Below are 14,850 nucleotides of genomic sequence, written 5' to 3'. Positions count from 1 at the left end.
ATGGACTTTAGGGTTTTTTAATATTATGACCAAATTCTTTAGACTTTCCAGCATTTTACAGTGCCTTTTTATTGAATCCGGTCACTGCTGCGATGGTCTGAATCAGGATCAGAAACGTAATCACAATGAGTGATGCCTGGTAATCTTTGATTTCTGCAGATTTCGTTAAAACATTCGTAACCCCGAGAAGTTCGGTGGGAAGATATTTGCTGATGCCGTGATACATTCCCAGAAGATAGGAAATGAGGAAAACGCCACCTGTCATTCCCAGTACAGCCGTGTTTGTCCGGGCAAGTACGGAACTGAGGAAGATCAGGCTTACCAGCCACACACCTAAAATATAGAAGCAACCTGCAGCAAACAGCGGATGTTCGATCTTGCTTTGATCCCAGAAATACTGGTTATATCCAAATGTGATCCCGTACATCAGCCAAAAGAAAACTGTCCAGACTATGAGAACCATGATTTTTTTTGCGGCGAGTATTTTCCATCTGGAAATTCCTTTTGTCACCATGCCGATCAGCGTTCCGCTCTGATATTCAGACGTGAGGATTCCTGCAAACATCAGGAGAAATACGATCAGCGCCATGGGTGCATTTTTGTAAAATTGTGTCCATGAAGTCATAGCATCCACTTCCACCGCGGTCACTACAAGCCCGGTTTCCGCCATACTATCTGCCATGCTTTCCATCATCCAGGGTGTCAGTTTGGCGATGGCCGGATTCATGATTCCGAACAAAACCGAGATCAGCAGAAGAATAACCGCTTTCCCGCTCCGGAATAGTCCGAGAAATTCTTTCTTTATAAATGCTGTAAATGCGCTCATTTCCCGATCACCTCCATAAATAATGCTTCCAGAGACGGTTCTTTCTGCTCGATGCGCTGGATCGGAATATCCCGTTCTGCGAGGGTGTGCAGCGCTCTTAGCATATCCCGTCTGTCACAGTCCGGAAAATCCAGTTGCATATTTCCTGCCGGCACACCTCCCGAAAAATATCCGGAAAATGCCTCCAGATCCTCTTTCCTGTGAAATTCAATCTCGAAACCGGCGCCTTTGTGCATCGCATGAATGTCGTCCATGGTTCCCTGCAGCGCAATTTCTCCATGATGAAGCAGCGCAATCTGATCGCAGATCCGCTCCACATCAGACAAGATATGCGTGGAAAACAAAACAGTCGTGCTCTCTCTGACGGCAGACAGGATGTCCAGTATTTCCTTGCGCCCCAGTGGGTCCAGAGCAGAGGTCGGCTCATCGCAGATCAAGAGCTTCGGTTTTCCAAGCAGTGCCTGTGCAATCCCAAGCCTTTGCTTCATCCCTCTTGAAAATCCGTGTATCCTTTTATCAGCTTTCGTCAGTCCGACCATCTCCAGCAGTTCATCCGCTCTTTTGTCCGCTTCTTTCCGGGTGATCCCGGACACTTCAGCGCAGAGCCTCAAATATTCTCGCGGAGTCATAAATCCATAATATTCCGGGACATCCGGCAGATAGCCGACATACCGGTTGGTTCGTGTCTGCCCGTAGCACACCGCCTCTCCCTCCACCAGAATTTCCCCGCCGTCCATCCGCAGCAGACCCAGAATCATTTTCATAGTCGTCGTTTTACCGGCCCCATTCTCGCCGATAAACCCGAACACCGAATGCTCCGGGACCCGGAAACTCAGATCGCGAATGATCTCCTGGCTACCAAATGATTTTTTCACGTGCGAAACTGTCAGTGTATCCATCTAACTCTCCTCTTTTCCCAGAAGGAAATACAGCACCGGACCGATAAATTCCATTCCGATAATAGTTACGACAAGCCAGATCGCCCGATTTCCTCTTTTATAGTTCTTGTGTGTAAGAATATGGTAAATGGTGTAGCCCAGAAGTCCGAACTGGACAATCACAAGCGGTATAAGAAACGGTAGCATTTCATTTAGATTATTCATAATGGTTCTCCTTCCTTGTTTGGATGTTATTCTTCTTTCAATATTCGGATAGTATTTCGAAAAATTTCCTGTTCCCTGATTTCGTCAAACGCAGGATGCATAAGCCCCTGAACTGCGCTGTCGCGGATCGTTTTCTTATCTCTGGGCGCTCTTCCTCCCAGATCGAAGCTGTCATACCATTTGGAAATGGTGTCAAAATAATCATCTCCGTGCCGCTTCAGGTTCTCTTCTTTCAACATCCAGTCGATGACCGTTCCATACAGTCTGACTCTTTCCAGCGCTTCTTCCGTATGATGATGCATGGTATACACCATAGCGGCCTCCAGATGAAAGAGTGCGGCAGAGTTCGGAACCAGACGTTCTACAGCAAAGAGTTTGCAGATTTCATCCGTTCTTCGTATGATCTCACTGCAAAGCTCCATCTCTTCTTTCTGAATATCCAGATATAACGTCGCCCCGTCAATCAGTAACATAAGATGAGTGAACATACTGACCTGTGTACGCCGGATCGCCTTCTCTTTCTCTCCGGCCATCTGATAAGCCTGTATCAGCAAAGAATCCGCCGTCCTTTCCATCCGCTGTGTCTGATCCAATTCTTCCAACTGCTCGATCACTTCATTTACCCTTCCCTGCATCAGCCGAATGACGGCACGAATCATGACCGTTTCATTACAGATTCGTATGTCTTTGCAGTCATCCAGTATATGACCGCACAACTGATCCGCTTTTTTCAAAATCTCCTGACCCCGCTTTTCATCACCGGCCAGCATAAAATGGTTCAGCCACAAAAGGCAGATCTGATATAAAAAAGAATAACAGGAATAGTATTTCCGTACCAGTTCTTCACTCTCCTTTATCACATCTTCAAATGGTCTGGATGCAAATTCTCCCGCCAGACGGTAGTACTGCTTCTGGATCTGTTCTTTACTTAACTGCGGAGAATAGCCCAGAAGTTCATCTACCGTCACGTTAAAAAAGGACGCCAGCTGCGGAAGAATCAAAATATCCGGCAGACTCTGCCTGGTCTCCCATTTGGAAACCGATGCCTTGGTCACCCCGATAAAATCCGCCAGTTCTTCCTGTGTAACCTTCTTCTCCCGCCGAAGCCTGGTCAGATTATCGGCAAACTGTAAGGTGTTCAATATATTTTCCCTCCTTTAGTCCGGTTTGTTTAATATCATTTTATTGGAAAATGCTATGAGAAACAATGGAGGCTTACGATACTTTGCGATTTTTTATCAACTGCCACGATACTTTTTTCAAATTCAGAGCTTTGGAATCGAGGAAATGGAGCTAAGCTGGCTCCAAATGCTATTAAATGGTTAACAAATGGCCCCAAACTCACCACACAAAAAAAGACTGCAATACCTTGATTGAATCAAAATCATCAAAGTATCACAGCCTGATTATACTTATTTAAGTTGCAATGAATTAACCGATTTGTATACGACTACATATTCTACCGTCTGTTCTTCATTTCAATCATGTCGCCAAATACCGGTGTCGGCATGCCGAAACCTCCGGATACATCCACGATCTGTCCCGTTGTGTATGCTGCATCGTCACTTGCAAAATACAGTACCGTTCCTGCAATTTCTTCCGGTTTACCCATTCTGCGGATCGGTGTATGCTTCAGGAAAAATTCCTGGAATTCCGGTGTCAGATTTCCGGATACAGCTTCGGTTGCCGTCATTCCCGGAAGCACTGCGTTGCAGCGGATATTGTCTCTTGCACACTGTGTTGCAATCAGCTTGGTCAGATAGTTGATTGCTGCTTTGCTGGTTCCGTATGCAATCTGGGAAATATCCGGGCGGATGCCACCTACAGAAGAAATATTGATGATACTTCCGCCGCCATTTGCTGCCATATGTGGGATCACTGCCTGTGCACTGAGGAACACACTTGCAAGATTCATATCGATTGTACGAATATACTCGTCATATTCAGTAGACTTAATGTCAAGATCCTTCTTCGGATTGGATGTTCCGAAGTTATTTACCAGAATATCGATCTTGCCCTCATTCTTGATCACTTCCTCCACCATGGATGCATATGTTTCCTTCTTGGAAGCATCATTATAAACAGTCTTAACATTGCAGCCTTCCTTGTTCAGCTCGTCCGCACGCTCAGCAGCCCTCTCCATATTTCTTGCGCCGATATAAACGACTGCGCCCTCGCGCGCCAGACGCTGTGCACATGCCAGTCCGATACCTCTTGTCGCTGCAGTTACGATTGCTACTTTTCCATCTAATCTCATATCTATTCTAATCTCCTTTCCGATTGCTGTTATGTAATTCAACAGCGTTGTACACTATGATACCACAATTTAAGGAAAAATAAATATCTTTTTTGTATATTATATATATTTTTATGTTATTATTTTGTCATTATTGTGTATATTTTAACATTTTGATAATCTTGTAACATACACGTCTTTATATGTTCCTTTATTAATTTGATACATTATAGAGTTTATGAAGGATGAATTGTTCAATAACAGAATGTTTCATAATCATTATATATCGGGTACTTGTTACGTGCTATTTACACGATATCATTGTTCCCCTTTTAAATGCCATAATTCTTCAAGATAGGTCTCTTTTTTATAAAATGACATTTTTTCTCAATACCGATTGACAATCTTTTCACCACATGATAAAATCACAACTGTTGTGAGGGAGTAGCGAGCGCAAATCCTTTGTGTAGCAAGTCAACATACTGGCCGTCTGGCCTGGCTTGTTTTAAATTGCGAGACTCATGTGTAACTGTGAAGCTATACATGGAGTCTGTTTTTTTTGTCCTGACACCAGGTATGGTTTTCACCGTATCTGGTTTTTTTATGACCGTTTTTATTCATTTTTTAATTAACATTTTCACATTTTATTATTACCAATGCGCAGTCATTATATTACGGAGGAATCATGTATGGTGCTTGGATTTGTATTCTTTTTTAACAGTATTCTGCTGGGAGTCGGACTTGCCATGGATGCATTTTCTGTCTCTCTTGCCAATGGATTGAACGAACCTTGTATGAAACCCAGAAAAATGTGCCGGATTGCCGGTGTTTTCGCGATTTTTCAGGCAGTTATGCCGATGATTGGATGGATTTGTGTTCATACGATCGTGGAATATTTTCAGTCTTTTGAGAAATTCATCCCGTGGATCGCACTCATCCTTCTTGGATATATCGGGGGATCGATGCTGCATGAGGGACTTACCAGTAAAGAAGAACCTTGCGAGAAACCGGGTGTGGGATTTGCCGCGCTGATGATTCAGGGAATTGCAACTTCTATCGACGCACTTTCCGTTGGATTCACGATTGCGGATTATGATCTTCTTTCTGCTGCGATTTGTGCATTCATCATCGCAGTTGTTACTTTTATCATTTGTATGGGAGGGCTGGTAATCGGGAAAGGTGCCGGAACGAAGCTTTCCGGGAAAGCAACCATTCTTGGCGGTGTCATCCTGATTTTCATCGGACTTGAGATTTTCATTACCGGAGTCTTCTAAATACAATATCGTTTACAATAGTTCACCGGAGAGAACAGATACGTTCCCTCCGGTTTTACTTTACTCCTATTCGTCCAAAAGCTCTGAATGTTCATACGCAATTTGTTATGGAATTGTTATGAAATATCAGAATTTGCCGCCGCCACCGCCATGTGTTGAACCGGAAGAGCTGGTGTGGGTGCTGCTTCCGCCGGAACTGCTGCTTTGCCGTTCAATTTTTCGAGTCGTCACAAACCGGTTGACAAGCCGGTCTTTCTGCAGGGACAGTGAAAAGCTGCCCGGAACCTCATAATCTCTGGCCTCCGGTTTTCTGCGCACCGTCTTAAGTGCTGATTTTTTCGCACTTGCCATGATAAGCGCAATGATGAATCCGACAACAAACGATCCGAAAATCCAGAAGATCGGCATGGATCTGCGCGGCATATTTCCCACGTCATAAGGCTCTTCTTCATAGGCCTGGGTCAGAAATTTATCGCAGAGTGACGCATATTCTATAAACGCTGTCTCATAATCGCCATCACTGAGATACGGCACAAATTCATCGGATATGTATTCGATCCCCGCGTCGGTAAATGCTGTAATTCCAAAGCCGCAGGTACTGATCCAGTAGTCACGATCTTCCATGCTGACGAGAAGCAGGATTCCGTCACGGTCCTCGCCATATCCGTATCCGTTATAGTCATAGTAGTCATCCGCATACTCCATGGCACTCTTGCCTTCCAATGTATCCGTCGTGACTACGACCACATCACACCTCTGCCGTTCGCTGATCTCTTCCAGTAATTCTGTTAATTTGCTCTCTTCATCGTCATCTAAAAGGTCAGCATGATCCGCCACAAGCGGTGCCTCCCTCAGATACGCTCCCTCGGCTGATGCCGGAAGAACCGCAGACATTGCCAAAAGAATCGTAATTATAACTGCCAAAAATCGTTTCTTCATTTGTCCACCCCTCCCATCACAGCATGAAAATCCACATCAAAACACTGATGATCACTCCGAAGATCACACTTCGGGTCGCCACATAACGCCAGTAGGCTTTTTTATCCATCGGGAGATCACCCACCATCTTGCCGGTCTGTCCGTTCATAGCGAAGGTGTATTTCTTTCCTTCCCATGTTGTATTAAGGATCCATACCGGATACAATGCATATAAATATTTTGCATTGTAAATATTGACATTGCTTCCTGTCGTCGTAATCATCTGATATCCGGTTACAGTATTTCCAAAAACAGTTTCCGCACTGCTCGTGATTCGTTCTTTCGCACGCTCCAAACATTCTTCCATATCCACATCGTAGCGGTCTGCCACAAATCCCGCCAGATATGCCGGGGTAAATGGTACCGCCTCGGAGAAATCAAATGGCTCAATGGATTCCATCAGTGTATCATCCATTTTCTCGGAACCGTCCGCCGGAATCCGTTCGAACCGGACCGAGCCGCCGCGCTCTACCAAATAATGTTCATGTTCCGTATATTCGGTGTCGCCGTTCTCCCAGACACGGAGATTTCTCGCATCATACATAAAATGGGACTTGGTATCAGCATCAAACAGCCAGAACGGAACGTATACGCCCTTGATCTCATCAATATGGTTCTCATCCTTAAATACCTTCGGAAGGAACGGCTTGCCTTTCAGATGGCTGTAATATGCCGCCTTTGCAGCTTTCTTATCTTTCTTAAACGGAATGACATAATCCGGCTTCTGATCACCGGTAAATTGTCCCTTCATGACAACTCGGTTCCCGCAATACGGACAGGTGGTCGCTCCCGTTGTCTCTTCTGCAATGATCTCACCGCCGCAGGACTCACATACATAGACCCGCATTCCATCGGTCTCACCTTCTGCCCACTGATTGTCGTTGGCCGCCTGCCAGTCTACTTTGTCCTGACTTCCACTTTGATTCTCGCTATATACCCCATCTGAAGCTGTCTGCTGTTTGTTTTCCTGCATTTTCTGAAATTCTTCCACCGCGATTTCGGTATCGCAGTAGGGGCACTTCATCTTCTGCGACTTACTGTCGAATTCCATGGCACCGCCGCAGGCCGGGCATTTGTATTCCATCATATCAGACATAGTTCTCATCTCCTTTCACGCGGCATCTCCGGGAGGATCTGCCGGACGTCTTTTGCTTTATGACGTTTCCTATATATTCAGTTTACCACCAGTTTTTGCATTAAGCAATTTCTAATCACGGAAACACTTTGAAACCTTTTTACAACAAAACACCCGCCCCTTAAAGGGCGATGTTCATAAGACAGTTAAAACGGCGTGACGAAAGCGGTCACGCCGTTTTTCATATGCAGGATAGTCGCAAAGTGACGCAAGGATATATCCTTGTTTGGAAATACAGGAAAACGGAACGCACATACGGAGAAAAACTGTATAGAAGTGCGCTCTTTTCAGAGGATGCTGAAAGAATCCTGCAAACTGGAGTTTACCTATCCCAATTCTTTCTTTACCAAAACATATTCACTTGTTCGCACCACTTCCGTAAATCCACATTTCATAAACAATGTAATTGATGGGTTATCAATTGCTATATCATCAAAGAGTGTATGTAATCCATTACATTTGGCGTTTTTGCACAATAGCAATAATGCCTGCCCTCCATATCCTTTTCCTCGGTATGGAGCATATACAATAACATCTGCAATGTATATTTGTCTTTCTTCATCAAAGTGATATGCAACTTCCCCCAAAAAAGTCTCATTCTCCTTAATGTATCTATAAAATCGCCTGTTATCGCGATTTAGCACCCATCTATTATGCCAATTTCCCCACTTTTCTTTCGGAAAAAGAATTGTTCCACCCCATGCGTGGTTATAAGACATGGTATCTTCATCACTTAGTAACTTCTCCCTGAACCATAAATCCTCAACTCTGGGTTTATACAACTCGACCATTTATCCTACCTCGTCAAATCCCGATTTGTCGCAACCTATTTTCCAAACAAATCACTGTGTGTTCCGGTACGGGCCAATGTGAGTACCAGGACATCATCCTCAACGCGGTACACCAGAAGCCAATCCGGCAGGATATGGCATTCTCTGTGACCACTCCAATCCCCTGTCAGCGCATGATCTTTATTTCTCTCCGGCAGCGTTTCTCCACGGGACAAGCTTCGAATAATGTTATCCAGCAGTTCGATGTCCAGATGACGCTTCAGCGCCAGTTTATAATCTTTTTTGAACTGGGTCGTCCAAACAATATCGCGATTCATCGTTTGAGCTCCCGAAGCGCCTCTTCCACATCGGAGTAATGCTTGATACTGGAATCCTTGGCAATTCTTTCCGCTTCCAGCATCGCGGCGATGGTTTCCTTATTTGGCTGATCCAGTCTAACCTCAAAGGGGAAACCACCTACCCGGAGGGACTGCCGCAGGAAAACATTGATTGCAGTGGTCAGATTCATGCCCAATTCCCCATAAAGGGTTTCACACTGCTTTTTAATTTCGCTGTCCATACGGACGCTAAAATTTGTACTGGCCATAAAAACAACTCCTTTGCAATTCTTTATATCCATATTATATGCTGTTTGCATTGCAAAGTCAACTCAATGGGCATAAATTAATTGTAAACAGCAAAAAACAAGCAGGTGCCTGCGTACTTGGCTCAGGCACCTTCTTCCGTGTTTCAAAAACTGTCTTACGAACATCCCGCCAAACGGGACGGGTATCTTGTTTTAGAGAGGGATATATCATATGCAATTCGTACATATGTAATTAGTACATATCCGGTGACGGCTGTGCTGCCGGAGCCGGTTCCTTAATGTCTGCTACTGCTGCTTCTGTTGTAAGAAGGGTTGCTGCTACACTAACCGCATTGGCAAGTGCATTCTTGGTTACTTTGACAGGATCAATGATTCCTGCTTCCATCATATCTACATAGGTTTCGTGAACCGCATCGAATCCGATTCCTACTTCACTTTCTTTCACTTTATTGATCACAACTGCACCTTCCAGTCCGGCATTGTCAACGATCGCATAGAGTGGCGCTTCCAGAGCTTTTGCAATGATTTCTGCTCCGGTCTTCTCATCACCGGTCAGTGTTGCCGCAAATTCATCCACTTTTTTCTGTGCATGAATGTATGCGGAACCGCCTCCGAAAATAACTCCTTCTGCTACCGCTGCCCTTGTGGCATTCATGGCATCTTCCATACGATATTTTGCTTCTTTCATCTCGGTTTCTGTTGCCGCTCCGACACGGATCACTGCAACACCGCCGCCCATTTTTGCGATACGATCCATCAGTTTCTCTTTATCGAAATCGGATGTAGTCTCTGCCATCCGTCTCTTCAGATTTTCGATTCTAGCTTCTACATCTGTTTTATTTCCGGCGCCGTCTACGATCGTTGTATTTTCTTTTGTTACCTTTACAGATTTTGCACGGCCTAACATATCCATTGTTGCGTCCTTAAGCTGGATTCCGATGTCTTCCATGATAACCTGTCCGCCGGTAAGCGCCGCGATATCCTGCAGCATTTCTTTCCGGTTATCACCATAACCAGGAGCTTTCACAGCAACCACTTTAAGTGTTCCTCTGAGACGGTTTACGATCAATGTCGTAAGGGCTTCTCCTTCTACATCTTCTGCAAGAATCAAGAGCTCTCTTCCTTCTCTCATAATATTTTCAAGAATCGGAAGGATATCCTGAATATTGGAAATCTTACGGTCTGTCATCAGGATGTAAGGATTTTCCATATTGCAGACCATCTTTTCCTTGTCGTCACACATATATCCGGAAAGGTATCCGTTATCAAACTGCATACCTTCTACTACATCGATGTCCGTCTGCATTGTTTTGGATTCTTCGATGGTGATCACACCGTTCTCACCGACTTTTTCCATTGCATCTGCAATCATTTCACCGACTTCTTCATTTCCTGCGGAAATGGCGGCAACTTTTGCAATGTGTTCTTTGCCGGTTACCGGGCGGCTCATTTCTTCCAGAACAGAGACAGCCACGTCGGAAGCTTTCTTCATTCCTTTTCTAAGGATGATCGGGTTAGCTCCTGCTGCGATATTTTTCATTCCCTGATTCACCAAAGCCTGAGCGAGAACTGTTGCGGTCGTAGTTCCGTCTCCTGCGATATCGTTCGTCTTGGTAGCAACTTCTTTGACCAGCTGTGCTCCCATGTTCTCATAACGATCTTCCAGTTCAATCTCCTTCGCAATAGTAACACCGTCATTCGTAATCAGTGGTGTACCGTAGGACTGATCCAGAACCACATTCCTTCCTTTTGGTCCAAGTGTTACTTTTACGGTGTCTGCCAGTTTATTGACACCTGTCTCCATTTTCTTTCTTGCATCAATGTCATATGTAATATCCTTTGCCATGATTTATTCCTTCTTTCTTACTTTCTCAAATTCAATCTGATTTTATTCTTTTCTTATTCAACGATTGCAATGATATCATTCTGTGATACGATCACATATTCTTCGTCGTCCACCTTGATCTCGGTTCCCGCATACTGGGTACAGATGACTCTGTCTCCTTCCTTGACCTGCATCTCTTTTCCGTCTGTCCCGGGGCCGACTGCAATGACAACTGCTGTCTGTGGTTTTTCCTTGGCACTGTCTGGCAGGATGATTCCAGATTGTGTCTTCTCTTCTGCTTCCTGATGTTTCAAAACAACTCTGTTTCCTAATGGTTTTAATCTCATAAAAAATAACCTGCCTTCCTTTTTGTTAGCACTCTTTTGCGTTGAGTGCTTAGATTGTTTCCAAAAATATATTACTTCTTTTTCGAAGTAATATATTTTATTTTTAAACTATTTATTTTTGAATTATTATAGCACTTAATTATTGTTTGTCAACAGAGTTTATAGATTTTTTATAACTTAAATTTCATGTAACTAACGAATAAAATTCGTAGCCTGCTTTGCTTCTTTCTCCGGCAGACCATACTTTTCTTTTCCGAGTGCAATAGATTTCATAAGGAAGCTCATGTTGCGTGCCAGTGTCCTCATGCTCTGGAGTCCTTCTGCATCTCCTGCTGCTTCTCCCGGCAGGCGTCCGTGAATGCTGTTCCAGTACTGACCGGATGCTACCGGCATTCCGCTGATCGTGAAATACTTATTCAGCTCATCAAATGTGGAGGAGAGCCCTCCTCTTCTGGCTGCCACGACACTGGCTCCTACTTTCATGGTCTTGTCGAACGGAGTGCTGTAGAACAGACGATCCAGGAACGAGATCAGGGTCCCGTTGGCAGACGCATAATAAACAGGGCTTCCGATCACAAGTCCGTCACACTCTGCAAACTTCGGTGCAATTTCGTTAACACAGTCATCAAATACACATTTTCCTAATTTGGAACATCCGCCGCAGGCTGCACAGCCGCGGATGACCTGATTTCCGACCTGCACGATCTCCGCTTCGATGCCCTCCTGCTCAAACACATGTTTCATCTCGTTTAATGCGATAAATGTATTTCCTTCTTTGCGCGGGCTTCCATTGATCAATAACACTTTCATTTTGTATTTCCTCCTTTATGATTATTGTTTTTTAACATACGGTTCATTAAATCCATTATATCAGTTTTCAGAACGATTTGGCTATGTAAGATTTTCATTTCTTTGCATCCACAGGTACAGCACAACACAGATCACAACCGACACCAGGGATCCGGTCGCTGTTGCCAGCCCCATCGGGAGCAACGTATTCGGGAAATACCTGGATGCCAGATAGGCAAGCGGAACCCGGGCACATACGATCGAGATCGAATTGTGCAGGAACGAAAAGGATGAACGTCCATATGCGCAGAAATATCCGCTGAAACAGAAATGAATTCCGGCAAATACGCAGTCCCACACATAGCCGTGCATATATTCGCTGCCGAGACGGATTACCTCGGTATCTGTTGCAAATAGTCCTACAAACCATCCCGCGGCAAACTGCATGACAACCACTGTGGCAAGTCCAAAGGAAACACACATCGTGATGGCATACCACAATGTCTTCTTCGCGCGGTCATGTTTTCCGGCACCGATATTCTGTGCCGCCAGTGCCGAAACGGTTGACAGCATGGAAGATGGAACCAGGAACAAAAAGCCAATGATCTTCTCCACAATTCCCACCGCAGCCGCATCATTTAACCCTCGCTGATTCACGATGATCGTTATAATGATGAAAGAAATCTGTATGAAACCGTCCTGCAGTGCAACCGGAATTCCTATCTTAAGCAATTGTTCCATGATCAGTTTCTTCGGACGAAAATAAGATTTCTTCATCACAATACCGCTCTGCCGCTTTCGAATGATACACAGGGATACGATCACACTGATCGTCTGGGAAATCGTCGTTCCAAGTGCAGCTCCCGCCGGTCCCAGTCCCAGACCACCGATGAACAGATAATCCAGAATGATATTTGCCACACAGGCGACTGCCACAAAGCACATCGGGCTTCTGGAATCCCCCATCCCGCGGAAAATGGAACTGATGATATTATAGGCTGTGATGAACGGGATCCCGATAAAGCAGATGGTAAGATAGAGGATCGTCCCCTGCACCGCTTCTTCCGGCGTGGACATCACCGCAACAATCGAGCGGACCAAAAGAAGCAGGATGACGGTGAGTGTCACCGATACTCCCATGAAGAGCGTGATCGTATTTCCGATCGCCATTGACGCCTCCTCTCTCTTCCCGGCCCCGACCGCTTTACCGATCATGACCGTGGAGCCCATGGCAAGACCTACGATCATGACTGTGATCATATGCATGACCTGGCTTCCGATGGACACCGCCGTTGTGCTGGCCACACCGTTATATTGACCTATGATAAATAAATCTGCCATTCCATACAGTGTCTGTAAAAAATAAGATAACAGGAAGGGCAGTGAAAAAGATAAGATCGTTTTAAATACGCTTCCGTTTGTCAAGTTCTTTTCCATTTCGGACACCTCACATTCGTAATCATACAAAACGATTATAAACGCTTTGATACCATTTGTGAACTGCGTATTTTAGCTTTCTTCCGTTCCTTATTGCCAGACTGTTGCAATTAACTTTGGTTTACAGTCTTTTCCTAAATTCTTCTTTTTGGTATAATTAGTCTGTTCAGAATAAGTTATAGGAGACATTTTTTATGAATCAGAATTATAAATTTACCATAGCCTACGACGGGACCCGCTATTCGGGCTGGCAGAGTCAGGGCAATACCGATGCAACGATCCAGAGAAAGCTGGAAGCCGTGCTTTCCAGAATGACCGGCTCGTCCGTGGAAGTAACGGGTGCAGGCCGTACCGATGCCGGTGTGCACGCAAAAGAAATGACCGCAAATGCTGTATTGGACACGGATCTATCGACTGCGCAGATTCGGAAATACATGAATCAGTATTTGCCCGCCGACATCAGTATACTGGAAGTCCATGAAGCATCACCGCGCTTCCACAGCCGCTACATGGCTGTCGGGAAAACATATGAATACACCTGCTATGCCGGACCTGCCAAGCCGGTATTTGACCGGAACTATGTCTATATACTCGACCGGAATCCGGATATTCGAAGCATGCAGAAGGCTGCCGCATATCTGACCGGTCAGCATAATTTCAAAAGCTTTTGTGGAAATCCCAGATTTAAAAAATCAACCGTTCGCACGGTTGATTCTATTCAGATCGTCCAGAAAGGACCTTATATTATATTTACTTACCACGGCGACGGATTCCTCCAGAACATGGTCCGCATTCTGACCGGAACCCTTCTGGAAGTGGGTTTCGGAATGCGACAGCCGGAAAACATGAACGACGTGCTGGATGCCGCCAGCCGCAAAGCAGCCGGATTTATGGCACCGGCCTGCGGACTATGCCTGGTTAAAGTGGATTATCAGTAGATTGCCGCTTTGGAGCAAGTACGCCGAATCGTATTTGAATTTATTATCTTTCCTGCCCGGTGACCTGCTCCCAGGCTTCCTCATCGAATTCTCTGTCCTTGAAATAGAGTTTTCTGTCCGCTTCGGTGATCTTTCGGATGACTCTGCACGGGTTCCCGGCCGCAACGGACCAATCCGGAATGTCTTTCGTGACCACGCTTCCCGCTCCGATCACGACATTATCCCCGATTGTGACACCCGGACAAATCACGGAATTTCCGCCGATCCAGACATTATTTCCGATGTTCACCTCAATCCCGTATTCGTATGCCGTATTTCTGGTATCCGGATGGATTGGGTGCCCGGCAGTATAGATCGCCACATTCGGAGCCATCATGCAATTGTCTCCGATCTTAACCTCTGTTCGATAGTTTTTTAAACCTCACTGCACGTGAGCAAAAAGCGTTAGAAAATTCCTGGGCAAAAGTTTTCGCTGAAGAAGTGTTCCCTAAAATTGATGAAAAACCTTTTGCTGTTTTATATAGTGATAAAGCTTCACGGCCAAACACTCCTGTTAACGTAATCATCGGAGCATGCATCATCAAA

Annotated in this window: 17 protein-coding genes and 1 pseudogene; 2 read left to right on the top strand and 16 right to left on the bottom strand. The window is 45.1% G+C overall.

The features are described 5' to 3' along the window. Positions 1-55: 55 nt before the first annotated feature. From ACTNB3_RS06470 to hdhA, 5 genes are all read right to left on the bottom strand, one after another. Positions 56-826: an ABC transporter permease gene (locus ACTNB3_RS06470; protein WP_427807099.1), complete on the bottom strand. Its 771-nt coding sequence runs from the start codon at positions 824-826 to the stop codon at positions 56-58. Continuing rightward, a complete protein-coding gene (locus ACTNB3_RS06465) occupies positions 823-1,725 on the bottom strand; it encodes an ATP-binding cassette domain-containing protein (protein ID WP_441024828.1) in 903 nt (300 codons plus the stop codon). Before ACTNB3_RS06465 ends, ACTNB3_RS06470 begins: the two co-directional genes overlap by 4 nt. Further along, positions 1,726-1,929 carry a PLDc N-terminal domain-containing protein gene (locus ACTNB3_RS06460; protein ID WP_441017345.1) on the bottom strand — a complete coding sequence of 68 codons (204 nt, stop codon included), beginning with the start codon at positions 1,927-1,929 and terminating at the stop codon, positions 1,726-1,728. A gap of 26 nt (positions 1,930-1,955) precedes the next feature. Continuing rightward, complete coding sequence (locus ACTNB3_RS06455; protein WP_441024826.1) at positions 1,956-3,071, bottom strand: helix-turn-helix domain-containing protein; 1,116 nt, start codon at positions 3,069-3,071, stop codon at positions 1,956-1,958. Positions 3,072-3,388: 317 nt separating this feature from the next. Continuing rightward, on the bottom strand, positions 3,389-4,186 hold the full coding sequence (gene hdhA / locus ACTNB3_RS06450; RefSeq protein WP_427807101.1) for a 7alpha-hydroxysteroid dehydrogenase: 798 nt from the start codon (positions 4,184-4,186) through the stop codon (positions 3,389-3,391). A 668-nt stretch (positions 4,187-4,854) separates the two neighbouring features. Here hdhA and ACTNB3_RS06445 point away from each other — a divergent pair. After that, the gene (locus ACTNB3_RS06445; protein WP_441024824.1) at positions 4,855-5,439 is read left to right on the top strand and encodes a manganese efflux pump MntP; all 585 of its coding nucleotides are present in this window, start codon (positions 4,855-4,857) and stop codon (positions 5,437-5,439) included. A 126-nt stretch (positions 5,440-5,565) separates the two neighbouring features. On the opposite strand, the gene ACTNB3_RS06440 is transcribed toward ACTNB3_RS06445, so the two are convergent. From ACTNB3_RS06440 to ACTNB3_RS06400, 9 genes are all read right to left on the bottom strand, one after another. Beyond that, complete coding sequence (locus ACTNB3_RS06440) at positions 5,566-6,378, bottom strand: TPM domain-containing protein (protein ID WP_427807103.1); 813 nt, start codon at positions 6,376-6,378, stop codon at positions 5,566-5,568. Between the two features lie 16 nt (positions 6,379-6,394). After that, on the bottom strand, positions 6,395-7,513 hold the full coding sequence (locus tag ACTNB3_RS06435) for a hypothetical protein (RefSeq protein ID WP_441024823.1): 1,119 nt from the start codon (positions 7,511-7,513) through the stop codon (positions 6,395-6,397). A gap of 365 nt (positions 7,514-7,878) precedes the next feature. Beyond that, complete coding sequence (locus tag ACTNB3_RS06430; protein ID WP_441024821.1) at positions 7,879-8,343, bottom strand: GNAT family N-acetyltransferase; 465 nt, start codon at positions 8,341-8,343, stop codon at positions 7,879-7,881. A 35-nt stretch (positions 8,344-8,378) separates the two neighbouring features. Further along, entirely contained in the window at positions 8,379-8,660 is a 282-nt protein-coding gene (locus ACTNB3_RS06425) for a type II toxin-antitoxin system YafQ family toxin (RefSeq protein ID WP_441024819.1), read from the bottom strand. After that, a complete protein-coding gene (locus ACTNB3_RS06420; RefSeq protein WP_441024818.1) occupies positions 8,657-8,929 on the bottom strand; it encodes a type II toxin-antitoxin system RelB/DinJ family antitoxin in 273 nt (90 codons plus the stop codon). The genes ACTNB3_RS06425 and ACTNB3_RS06420 overlap by 4 nt, the downstream gene beginning before the upstream one ends. Before the next feature lie 232 nt (positions 8,930-9,161). Further along, positions 9,162-10,775 carry a chaperonin GroEL gene (gene groL, locus ACTNB3_RS06415; RefSeq protein ID WP_427807106.1) on the bottom strand — a complete coding sequence of 538 codons (1,614 nt, stop codon included), beginning with the start codon at positions 10,773-10,775 and terminating at the stop codon, positions 9,162-9,164. Positions 10,776-10,828: 53 nt separating this feature from the next. Further along, a complete protein-coding gene (locus ACTNB3_RS06410) occupies positions 10,829-11,101 on the bottom strand; it encodes a co-chaperone GroES (protein WP_427807107.1) in 273 nt (90 codons plus the stop codon). A gap of 192 nt (positions 11,102-11,293) precedes the next feature. Continuing rightward, positions 11,294-11,911, bottom strand: coding sequence for a flavodoxin family protein (locus tag ACTNB3_RS06405; RefSeq protein ID WP_441024816.1), 618 nt, complete (start codon positions 11,909-11,911; stop codon positions 11,294-11,296). 81 nt (positions 11,912-11,992) lie between these two features. Next, positions 11,993-13,327: an MATE family efflux transporter gene (locus tag ACTNB3_RS06400; RefSeq protein ID WP_441024815.1), complete on the bottom strand. Its 1,335-nt coding sequence runs from the start codon at positions 13,325-13,327 to the stop codon at positions 11,993-11,995. A 194-nt stretch (positions 13,328-13,521) separates the two neighbouring features. Between ACTNB3_RS06400 and truA the strand changes: the two genes are divergently transcribed. Next, positions 13,522-14,265: a tRNA pseudouridine(38-40) synthase TruA gene (truA, locus tag ACTNB3_RS06395; protein ID WP_441024814.1), complete on the top strand. Its 744-nt coding sequence runs from the start codon at positions 13,522-13,524 to the stop codon at positions 14,263-14,265. Between the two features lie 43 nt (positions 14,266-14,308). On the opposite strand, the pseudogene ACTNB3_RS06390 reads toward truA, so the two are convergent. Together ACTNB3_RS06390 and ACTNB3_RS06385 are read right to left on the bottom strand one after the other, a co-directional pair. Beyond that, positions 14,309-14,665 (bottom strand): annotated as a pseudogene (locus ACTNB3_RS06390) (DapH/DapD/GlmU-related protein); the annotation flags it as partial. Next, positions 14,658-14,850: hypothetical protein (locus ACTNB3_RS06385; RefSeq protein ID WP_441024812.1), on the bottom strand; the 193-nt coding region annotated here is incomplete at its 5' end. The gene ACTNB3_RS06385 and the pseudogene ACTNB3_RS06390, both read right to left, overlap by 8 nt.

Origin of the sequence: Bariatricus sp. HCP28S3_D3 (assembly GCF_052065755.1) — a bacterium.
In the GTDB taxonomy this organism is placed as follows: domain Bacteria; phylum Bacillota; class Clostridia; order Lachnospirales; family Lachnospiraceae; genus Allocoprococcus.
Note: the sequence above shows the minus strand (reverse complement) of the source record. Positions and strands in the feature narration are given on the sequence as shown.

Bases quoted from the DNA above. Each gene is read 5' to 3' on its own strand.
- ACTNB3_RS06470 (WP_427807099.1), bottom strand. From the start codon at position 826: ATGAGCGCATTTACAGCATTTATAAAGAAAGAATTTCTCGGACTATTC.
- ACTNB3_RS06465 (WP_441024828.1), bottom strand. From the start codon at position 1,725: ATGGATACACTGACAGTTTCGCACGTGAAAAAATCATTTGGTAGCCAG.
- ACTNB3_RS06460 (WP_441017345.1), bottom strand. From the start codon at position 1,929: ATGAATAATCTAAATGAAATGCTACCGTTTCTTATACCGCTTGTGATT.
- hdhA (WP_427807101.1), bottom strand. From the start codon at position 4,186: ATGAGATTAGATGGAAAAGTAGCAATCGTAACTGCAGCGACAAGAGGT.
- ACTNB3_RS06445 (WP_441024824.1), top strand. From the start codon at position 4,855: ATGGTGCTTGGATTTGTATTCTTTTTTAACAGTATTCTGCTGGGAGTC.
- ACTNB3_RS06440 (WP_427807103.1), bottom strand. From the start codon at position 6,378: ATGAAGAAACGATTTTTGGCAGTTATAATTACGATTCTTTTGGCAATG.
- ACTNB3_RS06435 (WP_441024823.1), bottom strand. From the start codon at position 7,513: ATGTCTGATATGATGGAATACAAATGCCCGGCCTGCGGCGGTGCCATG.
- ACTNB3_RS06430 (WP_441024821.1), bottom strand. From the start codon at position 8,343: ATGGTCGAGTTGTATAAACCCAGAGTTGAGGATTTATGGTTCAGGGAG.
- ACTNB3_RS06425 (WP_441024819.1), bottom strand. From the start codon at position 8,660: ATGAATCGCGATATTGTTTGGACGACCCAGTTCAAAAAAGATTATAAA.
- ACTNB3_RS06420 (WP_441024818.1), bottom strand. From the start codon at position 8,929: ATGGCCAGTACAAATTTTAGCGTCCGTATGGACAGCGAAATTAAAAAG.
- groL (WP_427807106.1), bottom strand. From the start codon at position 10,775: ATGGCAAAGGATATTACATATGACATTGATGCAAGAAAGAAAATGGAG.
- ACTNB3_RS06410 (WP_427807107.1), bottom strand. From the start codon at position 11,101: ATGAGATTAAAACCATTAGGAAACAGAGTTGTTTTGAAACATCAGGAA.
- ACTNB3_RS06405 (WP_441024816.1), bottom strand. From the start codon at position 11,911: ATGAAAGTGTTATTGATCAATGGAAGCCCGCGCAAAGAAGGAAATACA.
- ACTNB3_RS06400 (WP_441024815.1), bottom strand. From the start codon at position 13,327: ATGGAAAAGAACTTGACAAACGGAAGCGTATTTAAAACGATCTTATCT.
- truA (WP_441024814.1), top strand. From the start codon at position 13,522: ATGAATCAGAATTATAAATTTACCATAGCCTACGACGGGACCCGCTAT.